Origin of the sequence: Bacillus sp. V33-4 (assembly GCF_002860225.1) — a bacterium.
In the GTDB taxonomy this organism is placed as follows: domain Bacteria; phylum Bacillota; class Bacilli; order Bacillales; family Cytobacillaceae; genus Bacillus_BJ; species Bacillus_BJ canaveralius.
The window spans coordinates 117,649-142,417 of the sequence record NZ_PGVC01000004.1 but is presented as its reverse complement, the minus strand read 5'-3'; the positions used below and the strand labels follow the sequence as shown (position 1 = coordinate 142,417).

General features: G+C 46.0%; 22 protein-coding genes and 1 other annotated feature. Of the genes, 20 read left to right on the top strand and 2 right to left on the bottom strand.

Annotated features, from left to right (window positions below; translation table 11 throughout):
* Positions 1-19 precede the first annotated feature (19 nt).
* From CVD23_RS02795 to pyrE, 15 genes are all read left to right on the top strand, one after another.
* On the top strand, positions 20-535 hold the full coding sequence (locus CVD23_RS02795; protein WP_101576544.1) for a DivIVA domain-containing protein: 516 nt from the start codon (positions 20-22) through the stop codon (positions 533-535).
* A gap of 50 nt (positions 536-585) precedes the next feature.
* Positions 586-813, top strand: a binding site (T-box leader).
* Between the two features lie 84 nt (positions 814-897).
* On the top strand, positions 898-3,669 hold the full coding sequence (gene ileS / locus CVD23_RS02790) for an isoleucine--tRNA ligase (RefSeq protein WP_101665123.1): 2,772 nt from the start codon (positions 898-900) through the stop codon (positions 3,667-3,669).
* A 201-nt stretch (positions 3,670-3,870) separates the two neighbouring features.
* Positions 3,871-4,149: a hypothetical protein gene (locus tag CVD23_RS02785; protein ID WP_101576546.1), complete on the top strand. Its 279-nt coding sequence runs from the start codon at positions 3,871-3,873 to the stop codon at positions 4,147-4,149.
* Positions 4,150-4,305: 156 nt separating this feature from the next.
* Positions 4,306-4,815 carry a signal peptidase II gene (gene lspA, locus CVD23_RS02780; RefSeq protein WP_101665122.1) on the top strand — a complete coding sequence of 170 codons (510 nt, stop codon included), beginning with the start codon at positions 4,306-4,308 and terminating at the stop codon, positions 4,813-4,815.
* Entirely contained in the window at positions 4,787-5,698 is a 912-nt protein-coding gene (locus CVD23_RS02775; protein ID WP_101576548.1) for an RluA family pseudouridine synthase, read from the top strand. Before lspA ends, CVD23_RS02775 begins: the two co-directional genes overlap by 29 nt.
* A gap of 201 nt (positions 5,699-5,899) precedes the next feature.
* Positions 5,900-6,442 (top strand): bifunctional pyr operon transcriptional regulator/uracil phosphoribosyltransferase PyrR, encoded by a 543-nt coding sequence (gene pyrR, locus CVD23_RS02770; RefSeq protein ID WP_101576549.1) that lies wholly within the window; start codon positions 5,900-5,902, stop codon positions 6,440-6,442.
* 136 nt (positions 6,443-6,578) lie between these two features.
* Complete coding sequence (locus tag CVD23_RS02765) at positions 6,579-7,892, top strand: solute carrier family 23 protein (protein ID WP_101665121.1); 1,314 nt, start codon at positions 6,579-6,581, stop codon at positions 7,890-7,892.
* A gap of 167 nt (positions 7,893-8,059) precedes the next feature.
* Positions 8,060-8,998 carry an aspartate carbamoyltransferase catalytic subunit gene (locus CVD23_RS02760; protein WP_101665120.1) on the top strand — a complete coding sequence of 313 codons (939 nt, stop codon included), beginning with the start codon at positions 8,060-8,062 and terminating at the stop codon, positions 8,996-8,998.
* Positions 8,961-10,247, top strand: coding sequence for a dihydroorotase (locus CVD23_RS02755; protein WP_101665119.1), 1,287 nt, complete (start codon positions 8,961-8,963; stop codon positions 10,245-10,247). The genes CVD23_RS02760 and CVD23_RS02755 overlap by 38 nt, the downstream gene beginning before the upstream one ends.
* Positions 10,244-11,350, top strand: a complete 1,107-nt coding sequence (locus CVD23_RS02750; protein ID WP_101665118.1) for a carbamoyl phosphate synthase small subunit — start codon at positions 10,244-10,246, stop codon at positions 11,348-11,350. The genes CVD23_RS02755 and CVD23_RS02750 overlap by 4 nt, the downstream gene beginning before the upstream one ends.
* Complete coding sequence (carB, locus tag CVD23_RS02745) at positions 11,329-14,541, top strand: carbamoyl-phosphate synthase large subunit (protein WP_101665117.1); 3,213 nt, start codon at positions 11,329-11,331, stop codon at positions 14,539-14,541. Before CVD23_RS02750 ends, carB begins: the two co-directional genes overlap by 22 nt.
* Positions 14,541-15,317, top strand: a complete 777-nt coding sequence (locus tag CVD23_RS02740) for a dihydroorotate dehydrogenase electron transfer subunit (protein ID WP_308314912.1) — start codon at positions 14,541-14,543, stop codon at positions 15,315-15,317. The genes carB and CVD23_RS02740 overlap by 1 nt, the downstream gene beginning before the upstream one ends.
* Positions 15,314-16,255, top strand: a complete 942-nt coding sequence (locus tag CVD23_RS02735) for a dihydroorotate dehydrogenase (RefSeq protein ID WP_101665115.1) — start codon at positions 15,314-15,316, stop codon at positions 16,253-16,255. Before CVD23_RS02740 ends, CVD23_RS02735 begins: the two co-directional genes overlap by 4 nt.
* On the top strand, positions 16,227-16,943 hold the full coding sequence (pyrF, locus tag CVD23_RS02730; RefSeq protein WP_101665114.1) for an orotidine-5'-phosphate decarboxylase: 717 nt from the start codon (positions 16,227-16,229) through the stop codon (positions 16,941-16,943). Before CVD23_RS02735 ends, pyrF begins: the two co-directional genes overlap by 29 nt.
* Positions 16,940-17,572 (top strand): orotate phosphoribosyltransferase, encoded by a 633-nt coding sequence (gene pyrE, locus CVD23_RS02725; RefSeq protein WP_101665113.1) that lies wholly within the window; start codon positions 16,940-16,942, stop codon positions 17,570-17,572. Before pyrF ends, pyrE begins: the two co-directional genes overlap by 4 nt.
* 54 nt (positions 17,573-17,626) lie before the next feature.
* Here pyrE and CVD23_RS02720 read toward each other — a convergent pair whose 3' ends face one another.
* Both CVD23_RS02720 and CVD23_RS02715 read right to left on the bottom strand, forming a co-directional pair.
* Positions 17,627-17,827 (bottom strand): hypothetical protein, encoded by a 201-nt coding sequence (locus tag CVD23_RS02720; protein WP_101665112.1) that lies wholly within the window; start codon positions 17,825-17,827, stop codon positions 17,627-17,629.
* 65 nt (positions 17,828-17,892) lie between these two features.
* Positions 17,893-19,602: an Rqc2 family fibronectin-binding protein gene (locus CVD23_RS02715; RefSeq protein ID WP_101665111.1), complete on the bottom strand. Its 1,710-nt coding sequence runs from the start codon at positions 19,600-19,602 to the stop codon at positions 17,893-17,895.
* Between the two features lie 326 nt (positions 19,603-19,928).
* On the opposite strand from CVD23_RS02715, the gene CVD23_RS02710 reads away from it, so the two are divergent.
* The 5 genes from CVD23_RS02710 (at position 19,929) to rpoZ (ending at position 24,743) form a co-directional block, all read left to right on the top strand.
* Positions 19,929-22,607, top strand: coding sequence for a cation-translocating P-type ATPase (locus tag CVD23_RS02710; protein WP_101665110.1), 2,679 nt, complete (start codon positions 19,929-19,931; stop codon positions 22,605-22,607).
* 87 nt (positions 22,608-22,694) lie between these two features.
* The gene (locus CVD23_RS02705) at positions 22,695-23,570 is read left to right on the top strand and encodes a YicC/YloC family endoribonuclease (RefSeq protein ID WP_101665109.1); all 876 of its coding nucleotides are present in this window, start codon (positions 22,695-22,697) and stop codon (positions 23,568-23,570) included.
* Between the two features lie 61 nt (positions 23,571-23,631).
* Positions 23,632-23,895: an extracellular matrix/biofilm regulator RemA gene (gene remA, locus CVD23_RS02700; protein ID WP_101576563.1), complete on the top strand. Its 264-nt coding sequence runs from the start codon at positions 23,632-23,634 to the stop codon at positions 23,893-23,895.
* A gap of 10 nt (positions 23,896-23,905) precedes the next feature.
* Positions 23,906-24,520 carry a guanylate kinase gene (gene gmk / locus CVD23_RS02695; protein WP_101576564.1) on the top strand — a complete coding sequence of 205 codons (615 nt, stop codon included), beginning with the start codon at positions 23,906-23,908 and terminating at the stop codon, positions 24,518-24,520.
* Between the two features lies 1 nt (position 24,521).
* Complete coding sequence (gene rpoZ, locus CVD23_RS02690) at positions 24,522-24,743, top strand: DNA-directed RNA polymerase subunit omega (RefSeq protein ID WP_101576565.1); 222 nt, start codon at positions 24,522-24,524, stop codon at positions 24,741-24,743.
* Positions 24,744-24,769 lie beyond the last annotated feature (26 nt).

The following is a 24,769-nucleotide window of genomic DNA, read 5'->3' as shown; positions in this document are numbered from 1 at the left end:
TTAACCGGGAGGTGGCGTAATGCCGTTAACACCATTAGATATCCATAACAAGGAATTCAGCAAAGGGTTTCGGGGATACGATGAAGATGAAGTGAATGAGTTTCTTGATCAAGTAATCAAGGATTATGAGTTGATTTTACGTGAAAAGAAAGAGTTGGAAGAACGGCTTAATGACCAGAAAGAGCGGCTTGGCCATTTTAGCAATATAGAGGAAACGCTAAATAAGTCGATCGTGATCGCCCAGGAAGCAGCCGAAGAAGTAAAGCGCAATGCCCATAAGGAAGCGAAGCTTATCATTAAAGAAGCGGAGAAGAACGCGGACCGGATCGTCAATGAATCATTATCAAAAGCAAGAAAAATTGCGCTGGAAATTGAAGATTTAAAGAAGCAGTCAAAGGTGTTTAGAACCCGCTTTAAAATGTTGGTTGAAGCGCAGCTTGACCTGCTTAACAATGATGACTGGGACCATTTGCTCCAATACGAACTGGATGCGGCTGAGCTAAAAGCTTCTGAAGAAGAAGATTCACTTGCTTGACGAATAGATGACTTTTCACATATAATATTAGGATAATACTTGAATAGACAATGACTACGTTGACAGGGACAGTACAATTTTCAAGGCTTTATTTATAGCGAACCAGGGACAGTGGAAGCCTGGTAAGAGCGAAAGTTGGAAAATCACCCTCGAGTTCAAGGCTGAACACGATGTAATTAAGCTTTGACGTATCATTCACGTTACGAATGCTGAAGTGGACAGATATTTATGCTGTCTATAAGGGTGGTACCGCGGGAAAAAACCTTCTCGTCCCTTTCCGGGATGAGAAGGTTTTTTTTGTTTGGTTTTTTTGAATTTGGAAATCATGATAAGAGTTAGCGATGTGAACGGAGGAGATTGAAATGGAATACAAAGATACATTATTGATGCCAAAAACCGAATTTCCAATGCGCGGAAATTTGCCCAACCGCGAACCGGAAATCCAGGAACACTGGCAGGAAGTGGATATATATAAACAGGTCCAGGAGCGCACTAAAGGCCGTCCAATGTTTGTTCTGCATGATGGCCCTCCGTATGCAAACGGTGATATTCATATGGGCCATGCCCTAAATAAAGTATTAAAAGATTTTATCGTCCGCTATAAATCGATGAGCGGCTACAATGCCCCATATGTTCCGGGCTGGGATACACATGGTTTGCCGATTGAGCAGGCATTGACAAACAAAGGAGTTAAACGGAAGGAAATGACGGTAGCAGAATTTCGCAAGCTTTGTGCGGAATATGCTTATCAGCAAATTGACAGCCAGCGTACCCAGTTCAAACGCCTTGGCGTACGCGGAGACTGGGAAAATCCGTATATTACCTTGGAGCCCGAGTATGAGGCACAGCAAATTAGAGTTTTTGGCGAAATGGCGAAAAAGGGCTATATTTACAAAGGCTTAAAGCCTGTTTACTGGTCTCCGTCAAGCGAATCCGCTCTTGCCGAAGCAGAAATTGAGTATCAGGATAAACGCTCACCATCGATTTTTGTCGGCTTTAAAGTAAAGGATGGCAAGGGTGTATTGGATACTGACACAGAAATCCTGATTTGGACAACAACGCCATGGACGATTCCTGCAAACCTTGGAATTTCTGTTCATCCGGATCTCACTTATGTGGTCGTTAAGGCTAATGGGAAAAAATATGTCGTTGCCGAAGCACTGCTTGAATCCGTGACAAATGAGGTTGGTTGGGAGACTGCTGAGGTTGTTAAAAAAGTAACAGGCAGCGAGCTTGAATACGTTCTTGCCAAGCATCCTATCTATGACCGCGATTCCCTTGTTATGCTGGGTGAGCATGTTACAACGGATGCTGGAACAGGTTGTGTGCACACTGCTCCCGGACATGGTGAAGACGACTTTTACGTCGGTCAGAAGTACGGTCTTGGCGTCTTAAATCCAGTCGATGATAAAGGTGTTATGACTGACGAGGCACCTGGATTTGAAGGCTTATTTTACGACACAGCCAATAAGCCGATTACAGAAAAGCTTGAAGAAGCCGGAGCGCTTGTTAAGCTTTCGTTTATTAACCACTCCTATCCGCATGATTGGAGAACGAAAAAGCCGGTTATCTTTAGAGCAACCGCGCAATGGTTTGCATCGATTAAAGATTTCCGTGAAGACCTTTTAGATGCTGTGGAAGAAACAAAATGGGTACCGGCATGGGGAGAAACCCGTCTTCATAATATGGTCCGCGATCGGGGCGATTGGTGTATTTCCCGCCAGCGTGTCTGGGGTGTTCCAATTCCGGTATTCTATGCCGAAAATGGTGATCCGGTTATTACGGATGAAACAATTGACCATGTGTCCGCCCTTTTCCGCAAACACGGTTCAAATATTTGGTTTGAGAAAGAAGCGAATGAGCTTTTACCTGAAGGGTTCAGCCATCCAGGCAGCCCGAACGGCATTTTTACAAAAGAAACCGATATTATGGACGTCTGGTTTGATTCCGGTTCTTCTCATCAAGCAGTTTTAGAGGAGCGTGAAGACTTACAACGGCCTGCCGATCTGTATTTGGAAGGCTCTGACCAATACCGCGGCTGGTTCAATTCTTCTCTGTCCACAGCTGTTGCAGTGACCGGAAAAGCTCCGTATAAAGGAGTTTTAAGCCACGGCTTCACTCTTGATGGTGAAGGTAAGAAAATGAGCAAATCGCTTGGGAATGTAATCGTCCCTGCAAAGGTGATGAACCAGCTTGGCGCTGACATTCTCCGTCTCTGGGTCGCATCGGTTGATTATCAATCAGATGTCCGTGTCTCCGATCCGATTTTGAAGCAGGTTGCTGAAGTTTACCGGAAAATACGCAACACTTTCCGTTTCTTATTGGGAAATCTTGCTGATTTCAATCCTGCTGCAGATGCTGTTCCGTTCGAGAATTTGCGCGAAGTGGACCAGTTTATGTTGGTAAAACTGAACAAACTGATTAAAAATGTTCATGATGCATATGAAAATTTTGAATTTGCCGGAATCTATCACGCCGTAAATAATTTTTGTACGCTCGACCTAAGCGCGTTTTACCTTGATTTTGCAAAAGATGTTCTCTATATTGAAGCGAAGGACAATGCTGAACGCCGTGCTATTCAAACCGTTTTATATGAAAGCTTAACTGCATTAGTGAAGCTTGTTGCTCCGATTCTTTCTCATACTGCCGATGAAGTCTGGGCTCATATACCGGCGGTTGACGAAAAAAGCGTCCAGCTTACAGATATGCCTCAATATCGAGAATTGCCAAACGCAAAAGAGCTTGAAGAAAAGTGGACAGCTTTCATGAAGCTTCGAAACGATGTGTTGAAGGCTCTGGAAGAAGCGCGCAATGAGAAGGTAATTGGTAAATCGTTAACAGCGAAGGTAACCTTGTTTGTTCGTAATAGGACAGAGGCGCTCCTCGATTCGATCGACGAAAACCTTGAGCAGCTATTCATCGTTTCCAGCTTTGAAGTAGCAGGCTCGTACGAAGAGGCACCAGAACATGCGTTAAAGCTTGAAAATGCAGCAATCGTTGTCTCCAAAGCTGAAGGCGAGACTTGCGAACGATGCTGGGTTGTTACACCGGAGGTTGGCCAGGTTCCAGAGCATCCTACACTCTGCCCGCGCTGTGCTGCGGTTGTCGAAGAACATTACAATCATTTAAGCTAATATAGATCTAAAAACCTTTCGGGCTGATGCTCGGGAGGTTTTTTTTGATTCAAAGCTCCGGATTTATGATCGAAATCTGATGAGAAAAGATCTTCCGCCATCGCCCTCCTATTTGTTGTACTGTCTGTAAAATGTTTGCATGGTTTTAAAAGATAAGAACGGAAAAACTAAGTTAACAAAAGGATGAACGGAGGCAATGGTATGGATGCAGTCACGCAAGACCTCATTTCCGAACTCCGTAAAACAAGACAGGAATTACAACACAAACTCAATGGCGGTCAAAGTTCAGTTTATTATTATATCCAGGCGGAATTGCATGATGTAGATTCGGCATTAAAAAAGTTGCAGGCAGGAGATTATGGCAAATGCGAAGTCTCGGGGGAGCTGCTTCCGGCCGGCCTTTTAGCGATGATTCCAACGCTTAAATCGATCGATGATATTAGCAAGCTTGACCAATATTACCGTAAATCTCTCCATTGATGAATAATTGTTGTTTTTAAGAAAATTATGCTAAAATGCAAAGGTGATGTAAAAGCGGGCTTGGCTAGGTCCAGCGCCCGGTAAAACGCTCAAATCTGCGCACCGTTCAATCCCTTCGAGGACGGGAAAAGATGAAGCCTGATAGTGAGTAAATGCTTGGAGGTTGCCTTTGTGTTTTATTATTTAATCGCTATATTTGTGATCGTTGTTGATCAGTGGACAAAATGGCTCGTCGTCAAAACAATGGAGCTTGGCGAAAGTATTGAAATTATTGAAAACTTCTTGTATATTACTTCCCATCGTAATAGGGGTGCTGCTTGGGGGATTCTCGAGGGTCAAATGGGCTTCTTTTATATTATTACAATTATCGTCATCGTTGGTATCGTTTATTATATCCAGAAAGCTGCCAAAGGTAAGCGGCTGCTTGGTGTTTCACTTGGATTAATGCTCGGCGGCGCAATCGGGAATTTTATTGACCGAGTCTGGCGGAAAGAAGTCGTCGATTTCGTTGATACATATATATTTGGGTATGATTTTCCGATCTTTAACATTGCTGATTCTTCGCTTGTAATCGGAGTCGGTTTGTTAATGCTGCAGATGCTGCTGGAAGAACGAAACATAAAGAAGGAGAAAGCTAATGGAGAAAATGGAACACACCATTCTTGAAGAACAGGCACATGACAGGATCGACAAGGTTCTTTCTTCATTAAACGAGGAATGGTCGCGGACGCAAGTTCAACAGTGGATTAAAGAAGGCCACGTTTTAGTGAACGGCCAAAAAATAAAAACGAACTACAAATGCAACATAAATGACGAAATTGAGGTGACCATTCCTGAACCGGAAGAGCTGGACGTCATTCCTGAAGAAATGGACCTGGGCATATTTTATGAGGACCGGGATGTGCTCGTCGTCTATAAACCGAAAGGAATGGTCGTCCATCCAGCCCCGGGACATATGAACGGCACACTTGTGAATGGATTGATGGCACATTGCCGGGATTTGTCGGGAATCAACGGCGTGCTCCGCCCCGGGATTGTCCATCGCATTGACAAAGACACATCGGGATTGTTAATGGTCGCTAAAAATGATTTGGCACACGAAAGCCTGGTAAACCAGCTTGTCAACAAAACAGTAACCCGCAAATATAAAGCGATTGTCCACGGAATCATTTCCCATGATCATGGTACGATTGATGCCCCGATAGCACGGGATCCGAAAGACAGGCAGAGCATGACAGTTGTCGATAACGGGAAGCATGCTGTCACCCATTTTCAGGTGTTGGAACGGTTCACTGACTTCTCCTATGTGGAATGCCAACTGGAGACAGGACGGACACATCAGATTCGTGTCCACATGAAATATATCGGCTTTCCGTTGGCAGGCGATCCTAAATACGGTCCAAGAAAAACACTCGATATTGGCGGGCAGGCTCTACATGCTGGAGTGTTAGGCTTCTCACATCCAAGAACAGGGGAATACTTGGAGTTTGAAGCCCCACTTCCGCCAGATTTTCAGCAGCTATTGGATAAACTTCGAAATAACGGTTGACAAAAACCTACATGTATTTTAAGATTGCTTTAGTTGAATAGTCCTTTAAAAACAGTCCAGAGAGGCTGAGAAGGAACGGATATGCAAAGGTGCTGCCCATGCACTTTTGTGATGAATCAAATTCGTGTACCCTCTTGCCTTTCAGGTAAGAGGGTTTTCTTATGTTGTCGACTATGTAAATTTCACGGAAGGCGTGATACGATGCCGCAAAAAGCAATCGTCCTTGATGAACAAGCAATTCGCAGGGCGCTGACAAGGATAGCCCATGAAATTATCGAAAAGAATAAAGGGATTTCCGACTGCATTTTAATCGGAATTAAAACAAGGGGCATATATATTGCAAAAAGGCTTGCTGAGAGAATTGAACAAATTGAAGGAATGGCAATAGCCGTTGGCGAGCTTGATATTACTTTATACAGAGATGATCTGACAAAGAAAACGGCCGATCTGGAACCACTGGTCAAAGGCTCCCATATTCCCGTTGATATTACAAATAAAAAAGTAATTCTCGTTGATGACGTTCTTTATACGGGAAGAACAGTCAGAGCAGCCATGGATGCGCTAATCGATATCGGGCGGCCGGCTGCTGTCCAGCTAGCAGTCCTCGTTGACAGAGGGCACAGGGAACTCCCGATTCGGGCCGACTATGTTGGAAAAAATATCCCGACGGCGAGCTCCGAAAAAATTGTTGTTGAATTAAAGGAAGTTGATCAGGAAGATCAAGTCAGCATTTTTGAAAAATAAATACCCTTTTAACGGCAGTCCCGAGAGGCTGACAAAGGGGGAATCGGCTAAGGAGCTTGCTTAGGCGTTTTCGTACCCTCTTTGTGCCCCGGACATAAAGAGGGTTTTTCATTACAAAGTAAAAGGAGACATAAATATGACCAGACCGATGTTAGGTATTAAAGATGTTCCCACGCCGGGACAATGGCTGACCTTAAGCTTACAGCATTTATTCGCCATGTTTGGCGCGACGATTTTAGTTCCATATTTAGTCGGGCTAAGCCCGGCGATCGCCCTTATCTCAAGCGGAATCGGCACACTTGCCTTTTTGATGATTACACAGTGGAAGGTTCCCGCCTATCTGGGTTCATCTTTTGCCTTCATAGCTCCTGTCATTGCAGCTAAAGCGGGCGGCGGCCCGGGCGCAGCGATGATCGGAAGCTTTATTGCCGGACTCGTGTATGGAGTCGTTGCTCTTGTTATTAAAAAAGCCGGCTACAGATGGATCATGAATTTACTTCCGCCAATCGTAACCGGGCCGGTTATCATCGTAATCGGTCTTGGGCTTGCCGGAACAGCCGTTAGTATGGCGATGAATAACCCGAATAGTCCTGACGCAGAATACAGCCTGCTCCACTTCTCAGCAGCATTGGTGACACTGGCTGCAACGATTATTTTTTCGATATATTTAAAAGGAATGCTGAGCCTTGTGCCGATATTGGCAGGGATTGTTATTGGATACACCTATTCACTGCTGATCGGAATCGTGAATTTTACAGCGGTTAAACAAGCAAGTTGGCTGGAAAATCCGGAATTCTTAATTCCATTTGCTGATTATCAGGTCACAGTCTCATGGGAGCTTGTCCTCTTGATGGTGCCGGTTGCAGTTGTGACGCTGTCCGAGCATATTGGCCATCAGCTTGTTTTAAGTAAAGTGGTGGGTAAGGATTATATAAAAGATCCCGGCCTGCACCGTTCTATTTTGGGTGACGGGATGGCAACGATGATCTCCGCTTTAATTGGCGGTCCTCCGAAAACAACTTATGGGGAGAATATTGGCGTGCTTGCGATCACGAGAGTCTACAGCGTATATGTAATCGCGGGAGCTGCCATAATTGCGACTGTATTTGGATTTATCGGTAAAGTAACAGCTTTAATCAGCACGATCCCGACCCCGGTTATGGGCGGAGTTTCGATTCTCCTGTTCGGAATCATCGCTTCTTCCGGTTTGCGGATGCTTGTCGACAACAAGGTTGATTTTGGAGACAAGCGCAACCTTGTAATCGCCTCTGTCATCCTGGTGATCGGAATCGGCGGCGCTTTCATCCGCATTTCAGACCAATTCCAGATTCAGGGCATGGCGCTGGCCGCCATTGCCGGTCTAGTGCTCAATATCGTCCTGCCAGGCCGTGAGCAAGTGAAGGATGACCTGTTTGGATTTGATGAAGATGAAGAACACGAAACTGCATAGTATCACCTTTTAAAAAAGTCCGAGAGGCTTGCAAGGGTGTTAGATGACCGGCCTATGGGAAAAATCCCTGTATATGACCGGTTCATTCACAACGTTTCTTACACCCTGGCTTATAAAGTCAGGGTGTTTTTTTGAAGAATAATTTTAAGAAAAAGGGGAGCTTCGTGATGAAACATTTGCTCACTACGACTGAACTTGAACTAAGTGAAATCAACGAGATTCTTTCTGAAGCACAGCGGTTTTCCGCGGGGATGGTCTGGAAGCCAGGCAAGCAGACTTTTGTTGCAAATCTTTTTTTCGAAGCAAGTACACGGACAAAATCAAGCTTCGAAGTGGCAGAACGGAAGCTTGGCTTGGAAGTCATTCCTTTCGAAGTAGGTGCTTCCAGTGTTTCGAAGGGGGAAACCTTATATGATACTGTTCGCACCCTTGAAGCGATTGGTGTAAATACCGTGGTGATCCGCCATCAACAGGAACGGTATTTTGACCAGCTTTGCAGCCGAACAGGCTTGGCGATTATTAATGGCGGAGACGGCTGCGGCCACCACCCAACCCAATCACTGCTTGACCTGCTGACGATCCAGCAAGAGTTTGTTCACTTTATCGGGTTGAAGGTGGCCATTATCGGCGACCTGCGTCATAGCCGGGTCGCCCGCTCAAATGCAAATGTCCTTTCAAGACTTGGTGCAGAAGTTGTTTTTTCCGGGCCCGAAGAGTGGTTCGATAACAGCCTGCTTGAAGCGGGCCGCTACGAGAATATCGACTCAGCGATTGAAACAGCTGATGTTGTGATGCTGCTGCGCATACAGCACGAGCGCCATGCCGAAAAAGGAGTTCAATCACCGGAAAGCTACCATTCTGCATATGGATTAACAGAAGCAAGGGAAAGAAGGATGAAGCGCGGCAGCATCATCATGCACCCCGCTCCGGTAAACCGAAACGTTGAGATTGCTGATAGCTTAGTAGAATGCGAACGCTCGAGAATTTTTAAACAAATGGAGAATGGCGTATTTGTACGCATGGCCGTTTTGAAGAGATCAATCGAATCATTAATGGGAGGGATACCAAATGTCAATGATTATCAAAAACGGCAATTTGCTTTCTGATAACGGGGAATTTCGCAAAGCCGACATTTATATTAAAGCCGGAAAAATTACTGAAATTGGCGAGCATATCACTGTTGAAGAAGCAGAAGTGATTGATGCCGAAGGAAAAATGATCGCTCCGGGCTTTATTGACCTTCATATCCATTTACGAGAACCGGGCGGGGAAAAGAAAGAAACGATTGAAACCGGAACAAAGGCCGCGGCAAAAGGCGGTTTTACAACGGTTGCGGCGATGCCAAATACAAGACCTGTCCCGGATTCGCAACAACAACTGGAGTGGCTGAAGAAGCGGATTGCTGAAAAAGCGGCTGTCCGCGTCCTTCCATATGCTTCGATCACAATCAGGGAGCTTGGTGAGGAACTGACCGATTTTAAGGTGTTGAAAGAAGCAGGCGCCTTTGCGTTTACAGATGACGGAGTTGGTGTTCAATCAGCCGGCATGATGCTGGCCGCCATGAAAAATGCAGCGCAAGTAAACATGGCAATTGTTGCCCATTGTGAGGAAAATACACTGATTAATAAAGGATCTGTTCACGAAGGGAATTTTTCAAAAAGACAGCGGCTGAGTGGTATTCCGTCGGTTTGTGAATCTGTCCATATTGCCCGTGATGTTCTATTGGCGGAAGCGGCCGGCTGCCACTATCATGTTTGCCACATCAGCACGAAAGAGTCGGTGCGGGTTGTCAGGGATGCAAAACGGGCCGGAATTAAAGTGACGGCGGAAGTGACCCCGCATCACTTATTGTTATGCGACGAGGATATACCCGGGCTTGATCCGAATTATAAAATGAACCCCCCATTGCGCGGCAAAGCGGACAGGGAAGCCCTGATTGCAGGGCTGCTTGATGGAACCATTGATTTCATCGCGACCGACCATGCGCCGCATATGGCAGAAGAAAAAGCGGAGGGCATGCAGCTTGCACCGTTTGGAATTGTCGGGTTGGAAACCGCTTTTCCGCTATTAAACACATATTTAGTCGAAAAAGGACTTATCACCCTGAAGCAGTTGATCGACTTTTTGACGATCAAACCGGCAGCAGCGTTCGGACTTGCTTCCGGGAAAATTGAAGTGGGAGCAGCAGCTGACATCGTCCTGATTGATTTAGAGCAAACAGAAGCGATTGATCCCGAACGGTTTTTATCAAAAGGAAAAAATACGCCATTCACAGGCTGGGAATGCAAAGGCTGGCCGGTAATGACGATCGTAAATGGACGCAAAGCATGGAGCAAAGGGAGTGTGACAGCATGAAAAAACAGCTGATTCTTGAAGACGGAACAGTATTTATCGGCGAGGGATTCGGAAGCGATGTCGACACAATTGGTGAAGTTGTTTTTAATACTGGCATGACCGGTTATCAGGAAGTCCTCTCGGACCCATCTTACTGCGGGCAACTAGTTACGCTCACATATCCATTGGTTGGCAATTATGGAATAAATAGGGATGATTTTGAATCAATCACCCCTGCGATCCACGGCTTTATCGTCAAAGAAGCTGCTGATTTCCCGTCAAACTGGAGAAGTGAAAAGACACTTGATGAATATTTTAAAATCAAAAACATTCCGGGAATTGCCGGGATTGATACACGGAAGCTGACAAGAATTATCCGCCAGCACGGTACACTAAAAGGGGCTATTTGCAGCATCGGTGAACATCCCGGGACAGTTGCCGAGAGGCTGCGCACAACGCATTTGCCCATCGACCAGGTGAAGCAAGTCTCAACGAAAACCGCCTATCCAAGCCCGGGACGAGGCAGGCGGGTCGTCTTGGTCGATTTTGGAATGAAGCATGGGATTTTAAGGGAATTGAATAAGCGGGATTGCGATGTCATTGTTGTCCCTTACAATACAAGTGCTGAAGAAATCATCAACTTAAGTCCCGATGGCGTTATGCTGTCCAATGGACCTGGAGACCCAAAGGATGTGGCGGCGGCAACTGAAATGATTAAAGGAATTTTGGGCAGGGTGCCGCTGTTTGGCATTTGTCTCGGCCACCAGCTGTTCGCCCTTGCCTGCGGGGCCGATACGGTGAAACTAAAATTTGGTCATCGCGGCTCCAACCATCCGGTCAAAGATTTAACAACCGGGAAAGTAGCTTTAACCTCGCAAAATCACGGTTACACAGTGGAAGCGGAATCGATTGAGCAAACGGAGCTCGAAATTACCCATCTCGCTTTAAACGATGGAACGATTGAAGGGCTAAAACATAAGGTTTATCCTGCCTTCACTGTTCAATATCACCCGGAGGCTTCGCCAGGGCCGGAAGATGCCAACCATTTATTTGAACGTTTCCTAGCAATGATTGAATCTGAAAATCGGGAAGGAGCTCACAAATGCCAAAGCGTACAGATATAAACAGTATTTTAGTGATCGGATCAGGTCCGATTGTGATCGGCCAGGCGGCAGAATTTGATTATGCGGGAACACAGGCATGCATCGCCCTTAAAGAAGAAGGCTATAAAGTGATCCTTGTTAACTCCAATCCGGCCACGATCATGACGGATACGGAGATCGCCGATTCCGTCTATATCGAACCGCTGACGCTTGAGTTCGTGAGCCGGATTATCCGCAAGGAGCGGCCGGATGCGCTCGTTCCGACGCTTGGCGGCCAGACGGGCTTGAATTTGGCCGTCGAGCTGGCTAAATCAGGTGTGCTGGAGGAGTGCGGTGTCGAAATTCTCGGCACAAAGTTGTCGGCAATTGAACAGGCGGAAGATCGCGACTTGTTCAGAAGCTTGATGAATGAGCTCGGGGAACCGGTACCTGACAGTGATATTATCCACAATTTTGACGAAGCGTTCCGCTTTGTTGACAGAGTAGGTTATCCGGTCATTGTCCGCCCTGCTTTTACACTGGGCGGAACGGGCGGCGGAATTTGCCGGGATGAGGAAGAGCTGATTGAAGTCGTTACAAGCGGCTTAAAGTACAGCCCGGTCACACAATGCTTATTGGAAAAAAGTATTGCCGGCTTTAAAGAAATCGAATATGAAGTGATGCGTGATTCGAATGATAACGCCATCGTCGTCTGCAATATGGAGAATATCGATCCGGTTGGCATCCATACCGGCGACTCGATTGTCGTCGCGCCAAGCCAGACGTTAACCGACCGGGAGTATCAGCTGCTCCGCAATGCGTCTCTTAAAATTATTCGTGCACTTGGAATAGAAGGCGGCTGTAACGTTCAGCTTGCCCTCGACCCGTACAGCTTTCAATATTACATTATCGAAGTAAACCCGCGCGTAAGCCGTTCTTCGGCCCTTGCCTCGAAGGCGACAGGATACCCGATTGCCAAGCTTGCCGCGAAAATTGCAATTGGATTAACCTTGGATGAAATGATGAATCCCGTTACAGGCAAAACATATGCATGCTTTGAGCCTGCATTGGATTATATCGTGACAAAAATTCCGAGATGGCCTTTTGATAAATTCGAATCGGCGAATCGCTCGCTTGGAACACAGATGAAGGCAACAGGTGAAGTGATGGCAATTGGCCGCACGTTCGAAGAATCGCTGCTTAAAGCCGTCCGGTCGCTTGAAGCGAACGTCTACCACCTGATGCTCAACAATGCGGATGCAATCGATGATACAATCCTCGAAAAACGAATTCGCAAAGCGGGCGATGAAAGACTATTTTATATCGGTGAAGCAATCCGCAGGGGTGTCTCGATTGAAAAGCTGCATGAGTGGAGCCGGATTGACTTATTCTTCCTTAATAAAATGGAGAAGATTGTCCTTTTAGAAAATGTGTTGATTGAAAAACCGTTTGATGCTGAAATTGGTTTAAAAGCCAAAAGAATGGGCTTTTCCGATAAAACAATCGCTTGCTTTTGGAATAGCCATGAAAAAGACGTCTACAGCTGGAGAGCTGACCATAAGATCATTCCAGTCTACAAGATGGTTGATACTTGTGCTGCGGAGTTTGAATCGGAAACTCCTTATTATTACGGAACTTATGAAGACGAAAATGAATCGATCGTCACCGATAAGAAAAGTGTCATTGTCCTCGGTTCAGGGCCGATCCGGATTGGCCAGGGCATTGAATTTGATTATGCGACGGTCCACTCTGTGTGGGCGATCAAGGAAGCCGGCTATGAAGCCATTATTATCAATAGCAACCCGGAAACGGTATCCACCGATTTTAGCATCTCGGATAAGCTGTATTTTGAACCGCTGACGATTGAAGATGTTATGCATATCATCGACCTTGAAAAGCCCGAAGGTGTAGTCGTCCAATTTGGCGGCCAAACCGCCATTAACCTCGCTTCGGCATTGGTGGAAAGAGGCGTCAAAATACTCGGTACTTCATTGGAAAGCCTTGATCGCGCTGAAAACAGGGATAAGTTTGAACAGGCGCTTTCTGAATTGAAAATTCCGCAACCGCAAGGGAAAACGGCATTGTCTGTCGAAGAGGCGGTCAAGATCGCCGCCAAGATCGGTTATCCGGTCCTCGTCAGGCCTTCCTATGTTCTGGGTGGACGAGCGATGGAAATCGTTTATCAGGAGGAAGAACTGCTCCATTATATGAAAAATGCTGTTAAAGTAAACCCGGAACATCCCGTCCTGGTTGACCGCTATTTAACAGGTAAGGAAATTGAAGTCGATGCGATTTCTGATGGGGAAACAGTTGTGATACCGGGGATTATGGAACATATAGAAAGGGCCGGCGTCCACTCCGGCGACTCGATTGCCGTGTATCCGCCGCAAAACATTTCTGAAGCAGTAAAAGCAAATCTGATCCAATATACTGAAAAGCTGGCGAAAGGGCTCGGAATTATCGGCCTTCTAAACATTCAGTATGTTGTTGCAAATGAACAAGTTTATGTAATCGAAGTAAATCCCCGTTCGAGCCGGACTGTCCCTTTTTTAAGCAAGATTACCCAGGTCCCAATGGCGAATATTGCGACGAAGGTCATTCTCGGGCAATCGCTCGCAAATCAGGGCTTCAAATCGGGACTTGTCCCTGAAAAGCATGGTGTGTATGTGAAAGTTCCCGTGTTCTCTTTTGCTAAATTGCGAAGAGTCGATATTACCCTCGGGCCGGAAATGAAGTCTACAGGTGAAGTAATGGGTAAAGACTGGACACTGGAAAAAGCTTTGTATAAAGGATTGGTAGCCTCCGGGATGAAAATCCAAAACTTTGGCACCGTATTGCTGACCGTTGCTGATAAAGATAAGGAAGAAGCTTTACAGATTGCGAGAAGGTTTACCAATGTCGGCTTCCGGCTGATCGCGACCAGCGGTACCGCTCAATTTCTGGAACGAGCAGGGATACCGGTTAAAGTAGTTGATAAAATTGGCGCAGCAGGGCCTGACCTTCTTGACGTGATTCGTAACGGGCAGGCGCAGTTTGTCATCAATACGCTTACAAAAGGAAAGCAGCCGGAACGGGACGGCTTCAGAATTCGTCGCGAGTCGGTCGAAAATGGCATACCTTGCTTAACGTCGCTGGATACGGCCGCTGCGATTTTAAAAGTGATCGAATCAATGATTTTCTCGGCAGATGCGATGGATCAACCGGAAACGATTCAGGAGGTGGTGTACTCGTGATCAAAAATGAACATTGTAAAATTGTTGCGCACCACGAAATTGCTGCTTCAATTTACGAACTGACTTTACAAGCCGAGCTCGTTTCCGAGATGGACCACCCGGGACAATTTGTCCACCTGAAGGTTTCGGACGGAGTTAATCCGCTGTTAAGAAGGCCGATCAGCATCGCAAATATTAACAGGGACGCCGGTCAATTTACAATCGTTTATAGAAAAGAAGGCCGGGGAACGATTGTACTTTCCGGGAAACAACCGGGCGATACGGTCGATGTTCTCGGACCGCTTGGAAACGGTTTTCCTGTCAATGAAGCGAAAGCAGGGGAGACAGCCTTGCTTGTTGGCGGCGGAATCGGGGTGCCACCGTTATATGAGCTTTCACGGCAGCTCGTCACAAATCGGGTTAACGTTATCCATGTATTGGGATTTCAGACAGCAGAAGCCGTTTTTTACGAAGCGGAGTTCGCCAGTTCGGGTCCTGCTTTGATCGCAACAGCAGATGGTTCTTACGGGTATAAAGGTTTTGTCACCGAAGTCATTAACAACCAGGGCATTGATTTTGATGTACTGTTCAGCTGTGGCCCGACTCCGATGCTAAAAGCGCTTGAATCGGCTTATCGAGATAAAAAAGTATATTTATCGCTTGAGGAAAGAATGGGCTGCGGGATCGGCGCCTGTTTTGCCTGCGTTTGCCACACAGGTGATGATCCGAATGGTTATTCCCATAAAAAGGTGTGCAGTGACGGCCCTGTTTTTCGGGCGGGAGAGGTGGTACTATGAGCAGATTGCAAATAAAGCTGCCCGGACTTGAGTTGAAAAACCCGGTTATGCCTGCCTCAGGCTGCTTCGGATTTGGACGCGAATACAGTCAATTCTATGATTTAAACGAGCTTGGTGCGATCATGATCAAGGCGACAACCGCTGAGGCGCGCTTTGGTAATCCGACGCCGAGAGTGGCAGAAACGCCATCTGGCATGCTCAATGCAATCGGCTTGCAAAATCCGGGCCTTGAAAAAGTGATCTCGGAAGAGTTGAAATGGCTTGAACAGTTTTCGACACCGATTATTGCCAATGTGGCCGGGTCAACCGAGGAGGATTATATTGCAGTTGCCAAAGAAATTTCGAAAGTGTCAAATGTCCATGCCCTGGAATTAAATATTTCTTGCCCCAATGTAAAAACAGGCGGGATTGCTTTTGGGACGATACCGGAAGTCGCGAAAAGCTTGACGAAGAAAGTAAAGGAAGTTTCCGAAGTTCCCGTATATGTAAAGCTTTCACCCAATGTAACCAATATTGTTGAGATGGCACATGCAGTCGCGGACGGCGGGGCAGACGGCTTGACGATGATCAACACTTTGCTCGGGATGAGAATTGACTTGAAGTCAGGCACACCGATCTTGGCTAACAAGACGGGCGGCGTGTCAGGACCAGCGATCAAACCGGTCGCGCTGCGGATGATTTATGAAGTCAGCCAAAAGGTTTCGTTGCCGATCATTGGCATGGGCGGCATCGCGACAGCGGAGGATGTAATCGAATTTTTTTTGGCTGGAGCGAGTGCAGTGGCGGTCGGGACCGCCAATTTTATCGACCCATTTGTATGCCTAAAAATTATCGCAGACTTGCCTGAGCTTGTTGAGCAGCTTGGCTATGATCACATTTCTGAATGCACTGGGAGGAGCTGGAGCAAACATGAACAATCCGCTTATCATCGCGCTTGATTTCGCTGATAAACGCGAAGTTTTTCACTTTATAAATCAATTCTCCGAAGAAAAGCTCTTTTTAAAGGTGGGAATGGAGCTTTTCTATCAGGAAGGCCCGGTCATTGTCGATGATTTAAAAGAACGGGGCCATCAGGTGTTCCTTGATTTAAAGCTTCATGATATTCCGAATACTGTAAAAAAGGCGATGAAAGGAATCGCCAGGCTTGGTGCTGACCTTGTTAACGTTCATGCTGCCGGAGGCAAAGCGATGATGACGGCAGCTCTTGAAGGACTCGATTCCGGCACTGGGCCCGGGATCAGCAGGCCGTATTGTATCGCGGTTACTCAGTTAACGAGTACATCCGAGCAACAAATGAAAAGTGAGCAGCTCATTGCGGTTTCGCTTAGAGAGTCTGTTATCCATTACGCGGTACTGACAAAAGATGCCGGACTAAACGGTGTTGTTTGTTCGCCACATGAAGCGAAAATGATCCATGATCGGCTTGGCAGCGATTTCTACACAGTTACACCAGGAATCCGCCTTGAAACGGACGACATTCAGGACCAAAAGCGGTTCGCTACCCCAGGGTTTGCGAGACAGGCAGGCGTTTCTGCGATTGTCGTTGGTCGCTCAATTACAAAAGCGGCAGATCCGCTGCAACGCTATTTCGAAGTGAAAAAGGAATGGGAGGAAACAAGGCAATGAAGAAAAAAATAGCAGCCGGTTTATTGGAGATTGGGGCCGTCTCTTTACAGCCCAATAACCCATTTACATGGTCATCGGGAATCAAGGCGCCGATCTATTGTGATAATCGCCTCACCCTTTCTTTTCCGAAACTGCGCTCGGAAATTGCCGCTGGCCTGAAGGAGATTGTTGATGACAAGTTTCCCGATGTGGAACTAATAGCTGGAACAGCAACAGCAGGAATCCCACATGCAGCATGGGTCAGCGATTTAATGAATTTGCCGATGTGCTATGTTCGCTCCAAGGCGAAAGGACACGGAAAAGGAAATCAAATTGAAGGAAAAGCAGAAACAGGGCAGAAAGTCGTCGTTGTTGAGGATTTAATTTCAACTGGCGGAAGTGTCATTACTGCTGCAGAGGCGCTGCGCGAAGCGGGCTGTCACGTATTAGGGGTGGTATCGATCTTTTCATACCAGCTTGAAAAAGGTGCACAACTGCTTGATGAGGCAAAAATTACCGCCTATTCGTTAACCGATTTTTCCACTTTGGCAGACATTGCCACAGAAAAAGGTTTTATCAGTGTGAAAGACCGGGAGAAACTGGCTGAATGGAGAAATGATCCTTCCAACTGGGGAAGGGAACTCTATTGAGGAAAAAAGAGGAAAGAGCGATCGTTATGATCACAACCTTCCTCTTTTTTTATTTTATTCTTCAAAATAAGCCCGAAATTCCTGTTCGTCCTGGCCTTTTTTGTTTTCGAAATATGGGTTTTCTTCTGTCACGTCTTTAGTGTCAAGATTCGTTCTTATCACTAAAGTAGGCCCATCTGTCGGCTCTCCAATCACCCGGTCATCCAATTCCTTGAAATCCGGCATGCTGCTGTTTCCTTTTTTATTCGGTTCCATCTGAAGCTCACCTCCTAAAAGATAGAGTGCAGAACCGATTAGGAAATTATGTGCGAATAGACATGTTACTTTTTCAATGCAAGGATACTATCTTCATCAGGAGTGACATAGACGGTTTGCTGATTGTCATAAATCACATAACCGGGCTTCGAGCCGTTTGGCTTTTTCACGTGGCGGATTTGCGTAAAGTCGACGGGCACAGAGCTTGAGTTTCTTGCTTTACTGAAGTAGGCAGCAAGCCGGGCTGCTTCAAGAATCGTCGCTTCACCTGGTTCCTTGCTGCGGATCACAACGTGTGAGCCGGGAATATCTTTCGTATGAAGCCAAATTTCATCTCGGCCGGCCAGCTTGTTAGTTAAATATTCGTTCTGTTTATTATTTTTGCCTACTAAAATTTCAGTACCATCCGAAGCTACATAACGATCCAAAACCGGCTTGATATTTTGCGCCTTTTTATTCTTTTTCTTTTGCCGTTCCCTTAAATATCCACCTTCGACCAGCTCCTCGCGTATTTCCTCTAGATCCTTTGTCGATGCTGCCTGAATCTGCTGGAGGAGTGCATCAAAATATGCTGCTTCTTCTGTTGCTTTTTCAATCTGCTCTTCGACAACAATGATCGCGTGCTTCGCCTTTTGATATCGTGAAAAATATTTTTGCGCATTTTCGGACGGGCTCTTGCGCGGATCAAGCGGAATCGTGAGCTCAGCACCTTCTTCACTGTAATAATTGACCACGGTAATGTCCTTCATGCCCTTTTCTACAGCAAACAGATTGGCTGTTAACAATTCTCCGTAAAGCTGGTATTGGTCCGCGTTTTTCGCTTCTTGTAGGGTCGCTTCAAGCTTAACAATTTTCTTTTCGTTTTTTTCCTTTTCATTTATGATAAAGCGCTCGAGATCGTTGCCTTGCTGTTTAACTCGATCACGCTCCGCTTTACCAAAATAAAAGCGGTCCAGCATTTCACTCAAGGTTGGAAAGGTTTTCGCTTTTCCATTCGTATGGTCAAGCGGAAAGAGATAAAACGATTCCTTTTCAGCTCCATAGGTGATGGCAGGATTATAGTCACCTTTCTTAATCCTCTCGATCATTTCTACAAACATTTTTGGCAAAGTGACCCGATTGGCAACGCCCGCCCGATAAACAACTTCTTTTGCAAACAAAGGGGAGACTCCTGCAAAGTGTTCGACCAATTGCCGGTCCAATTTTCCCGCATTAAAATCAATTCTTCGCAATACTTCCTGTTCATCGGCTTCAAAAGGGTTGTATTTATTTTGCTCGGGTGGATTAACGTACTCCTGTCCGGGAAGAATTGCCCGGTGGCTGTTCACTGCAAAGGAAACATGCTTAATACTGTCCAGAATCACATTTCTCGTTTTGTCTATTAAAATGATATTGCTGTGCCGGCCCATGATTTCAACGATTAAACGTTTATAAGTGATATCGCCGATCTCGTTCCGGCCTTTAACGTCAAACACAATGATTCGATCAAGACCAACCTGTTCGATATCTTCAAGAATGAAACCTTCTAAATGCTTTCTTAGCAGCATGCAAAACATTGGCGGCTCACTTGGATTTTCATAATCTTCATTTGTTGCCTGTACCCTCGCATAGCTGGGGTGAACCGATAAAAGAATCTTGTGGTTTTGCCCGTTTGCCCTGATCAGCAAAACAATTTCATTCTTAAAAGGCTGATGAATTTTATTAATTCGTCCACCTTTCAAAGAAGAAACCAGTTCGTTCTTCATCGCTCTCGTAAATAATCCGTCAAATGACATAATGTCCATCCCTCTTCTATAAGTAAAGTTGTGATTTTTATTCAAATTAAAGCAAATATTCAACTGCATCTGGGTTTTAAGATAAACACGGCGCTTCCGCTTTTCTTTGTCCAGCTCCAGCGCCTAGCCCCTCGAGTCGCTTCGGTCCTGCCAATGAAGTCAAAGAACGACTTCACTGTCAGGCCCTCCAGCGCTTTTCGGGGCTGAGCAAGGCGCTTCCGCTTTTCTTATAATATCATAGCATTTTTTTGGACAGGTCTGAATAAGCTTTCTTTAGGGTGAGGACAACTCTTGTTTAATTCAAAAGGGGGAAGTGTGATGGCCGGATGAAGTTCCACAATATGAATGAAGATGAAGTTGAAAAAGCCTTGAATACGGATTTTTCAAAAGGCTTAACCGAAGAAGAGGTCAAGAAACGCAGAAAACAGTTCGGCTATAACGAATTGGAAGAAGGAGAAAAGCAGTCTGCTTTACTCTTATTTTTTAGCCAATTCAAGGACTTTATGGTGCTTGTTTTATTGGCTGCCACATTAATTTCGGGGCTGCTGGGTGAATATATTGATTCCATCGCGATCATTGCGATTGTTATCATCAATGGATTTCTTGGTTTTTTTCAGGAACGTAAGGCAGAAAAATCATTGGATGCGTTAAAAGAGCTGTCTGCCCCCCAGGTACAGGTCTTACGGGACGGGCACTGGGACAAGATTCCGTCCAAGGAAGTGCTTGTGGGCGACGTGATTAAATTCTCAAGCGGTGACAGGATTGGCGCAGATGTCAGATTGATCGAATCCCACAGCCTTGAAATTGAAGAGTCTGCTTTAACAGGTGAATCGATGCCGGTGCAAAAAGCGACAGACGCACTCCAGGCTGCCGACCTCGGGATAGGTGACCTGGAAAACATGGCTTTTATGGGGACGATGGTTACAAGAGGCAGCGGAGTCGGCGTTGTCGTTGCGATCGGAATGAAAACGGCGATGGGACAAATTGCTGATCTTCTCCAAAAAGCCGAAACAATGGAGACACCATTGCAGCGGCGGCTCGAGCAGCTTGGAAAAATTTTGATCGTTGTGGCTTTATTGTTGACAGTTCTTGTCGTCGGTGTTGGTGTTCTCCAGGGGCATGATCTTTACACGATGTTTCTTGCCGGCGTATCGCTTGCCGTAGCTGCCATTCCAGAAGGGTTGCCAGCGATTGTAACAGTCGCCCTGTCCCTCGGCGTGCAAAGAATGATCAGGAAAAATGCAATCGTCCGCAAGCTCCCAGCTGTTGAAACGCTCGGTTGTGCCTCCGTTATTTGTTCCGATAAAACAGGGACGATGACGCAAAACAAAATGACTGTCACCCATCTGTGGAGCGGGGGGAAAACGTGGACGGTTGACGGTGTCGGATACGAACCACATGGGAATTTTTATTTACGGAATGATCTGATCGACCCAAAAAAGGACAAGGCGCTTCAGCAGTTATTAATGTTCGGAATGCTTTGCAACCATGCGGAAGTTTTTCAGAAAAATAACGATTTTCTGGTCGACGGGGACCCGACAGAAGGCGCTTTACTGATTGCCGCGATGAAGGCCGGCTACAGCAGAGCAGCCTTGCCTGGCCAATTTGAAATCGTCAAGGAATTCCCGTTTGATTCAAGCCGGAAAATGATGAGTATAATCGTTAAAGATCATCACGGGCGGACATTTGTTGTAACGAAGGGAGCGCCTGATGTGCTGCTCGGTGTCAGTGAGGCGTTGCTTTGGGAGGAAAGGCAGCAATACTTAACAAAAGAGCTGCAAGGCACGATCCAGACAGCCATTCATGATCTTGCCTCACAGGCGCTGCGAACAATTGCGATCGCATATAAACCTGTTCAGGCAAACACGATGATTTTGCATGAAGCAGAAGCGGAGAAAGGGTTGACCTTTATTGGGCTGCAGGGGATGATTGATCCGCCGCGACCAGAGGTTAAAACAGCTGTCAAGGAATGCAAACAAGCAGGAATCAAAACTGTGATGATTACTGGTGACCATGTGATCACAGCAAAAGCAATTGCCGGCCATCTCGGAATTCTCTCAAAAAACAGTAAAGTTCTTGATGGCAAGGCGGTATCGGAAATGTCTGTCGGCCAGCTTGAGGAAGTCGTCGATGATGTTTCAGTGTTTGCCCGCGTGTCTCCTGAGCACAAGCTGAAAATCGTCAAAGCTTTGCAAAATAGGGGCCATATCGTCGCTATGACCGGTGATGGTGTCAACGATGCACCTGCGATCAAAGCCGCTGATATTGGAATTGCGATGGGGATCACTGGAACGGACGTTGCGAAGGAAGCATCGGCACTTGTCCTCCTTGATGATAATTTTGCGACGATCAAGGCAGCGATTAAAGAAGGAAGAAATATATATGAAAACATCCGCAAGTTTATCAGATATTTGCTTGCTTCGAACGTCGGCGAAATATTGGTGATGCTCTTTGCGATGCTGCTCGCTTTGCCGCTTCCGCTCGTTCCAATCCAAATCCTCTGGGTCAATTTAGTTACGGATGGTCTTCCGGCAATGGCGCTCGGCCTCGACCAGCCGGAAGATGATGTTATGAAGCGACACCCGCGCAGCCCGAAGGAAGGCGTGTTTTCACGAGGGCTGGGCTGGAAGGTTATTTCTAGAGGATTTTTAATCGGTGCGGCGACATTGGCCGCTTTTATGATCGCTTACGGCCAGCAGCCTGACGATCTTGCCTATGCACAGACGGTCGCATTCGCTACACTTGTGATGGCCCAGTTGATTCACGTCTTTGACTGCCGCAGCGAAAAATCGGTGTTCGCCAGAAATCCATTTGGCAATAAATACTTGGTGTGGGCCGTAATTTCTTCGTTGATTTTAATGTTTATTGTTATCTACTATCCGCCGCTCCAGCCCATCTTCCATACTGTGCCGATTATCGCGATCGATTGGATCTTAATTGCCGGCTTATCTGCCATTCCAACTTTTTTGCTGGCCGGAACGTTTTTGGTAAGTAAAACGAGATAATATATGGTATAATCCAAAAGGTAATAGAGAAGACTCTATTACCTTTTCTTTGTGTGATAGGTCTTATGCAGATTGGATGTGTGTAAAATGGTCGTTAGCATGACTGGTTATGGGAGGAGCAAGACAGAATCTTCCCTCGTTGCCGTGACTGTTGAGGTAAAGACAGTTAATCATCGTTTTATTGAATACAGCATCCGGATGCCCCGCGAGCTTTTAAAATTAGAAGATAAGATCAAGAAAAAACTCGGCGAGAAAATTTTCAGAGGCAGGGCTGAAGTTTTTGTTACGATAGAAGGCGAAGGCATTGTCAGCAGAAAACTTCATATTGACTGGAAACTATTGGACCAATATTATCAATACATAACGAAAATTAAAGAACAATTCGGTTTAGATGGGAAAATTTTGATAGCCGATATGATCAGCCGGGAAGGCGTTCTTACATTGGAGGAGCAAGAATCAAGCAATGGGGAATTGGAAAGCCTTGTCCTGCAAGCGGCAGATGAGGCGGCAGCACAGCTGAGAAAAATGCGTGAAGCGGAAGGCGCTGCCCTCGAGCGAGACGTATCGGTACACTTAATGAAATTAACCGAACGTACCGGACGGCTTGCTGGGCTTGCCCCGGCTGTCGTAAGCCAGTATCGGGCCCGGCTTGAAAAAAGAATCGAAGAATTCGAGAGCGGCCAATTTGACGAGTCGAGACTTTTAGCGGAGGTTGCTCTTTTTGCCGATAAAGCCGATATTAATGAAGAATTAGCCAGGCTAAAAAGCCACATAAAACAATTTGCAGAAACTCTGCTGCTCGAGGAACCGATTGGCCGGAAATTAGACTTTCTCGTTCAGGAAATGAACCGGGAGGTAAACACGATTGGCTCGAAAGCAAATGACGCCGCAATTGCAAAAGAAGTGGTCGAGATGAAAAGCCTGCTTGAAAAGATGAAGGAGCAGATTCAAAATATAGAATAGCAGCTTGTTTAGAAAATGATGGTATCGGCCAAAATAATTTACTGATGATTGGAGGACTAGAATGTCCATCAAACTGATCAATATTGGATTTGGAAACATTGTTTCTGCTAACCGGATTATTTCAATAGTCAGTCCGGAATCGGCACCTATAAAAAGGATTATTCAGGATGCACGTGACCGTGGATCTTTAATAGACGCTACATATGGAAGGCGTACCCGAGCTGTGATCGTAATGGATAGCGACCATGTGATCTTGTCTGCTGTCCAGCCTGAAACTGTTGCACACCGCTTAAATGACCGGGACGAAATTCTTGATGAAGGGTAGGATGCTCTAAATGCACGAAAAAGGATTGTTAATTGTTCTTTCCGGCCCGTCCGGTGTTGGGAAAGGAACAGTCAGGAAAGAAATTTTTTCACAGCCAAACACTGCGTTTCAATATTCAATCTCGATGACGACGAGAGCGCCGCGCGAGGGCGAAGTTGACGGAATCGATTACTTTTTTCGAAAGCGGGAAGAGTTTGAAGAGATGATTGAACAAGGCAAGCTCCTTGAGTATGCCGAGTTTGTCGGAAATTATTACGGTACACCGGTTGACTATGTGAAAGAGACACTGGAACGGGGCAAGGACGTGTTTCTGGAAATTGAAGTACAGGGAGCCCGCCAGGTCAGAGAGAAATTTCCGGACGGACTGTTCATCTTTTTAATGCCGCCAAGCTTAACAGAGCTGAAAAACCGAATTGTTACAAGAGGAACCGAAACAGACGACGTGATTCAAAACCGTTTGCAGGCAGCAAAAGAAGAGATTGAAATGATGAACTTGTACGATTATGTCGTAGAAAATGACCAGGTCGAGCGCGCCTGCGAAAAAATTAACGCGATTGTGATTGCGGAGCACTGCCGCAGGGAGCGCGTCGAAAGCCGATATAAAAAAATGCTGGAGGTTGAATAATATGTTATACCCATCTATCGATTCATTAATGACAAAGATTGATTCAAAATATTCATTGGTTTCAGTTGCCGCAAAAAGGGCCCGCAATCTGCAGCAAAATGGCAAACCGCGACTGGACAAATATGTTTCCCATAAAAATGTCGGTAAAGCACTTGAAGAAATTCATAAAGAAAAGCTGCATTTTTCCGCTAACAAATCCGTGAAGGAAGATCGGAAGCAATAATGTTTAAAAAATAACAACCACTCGAT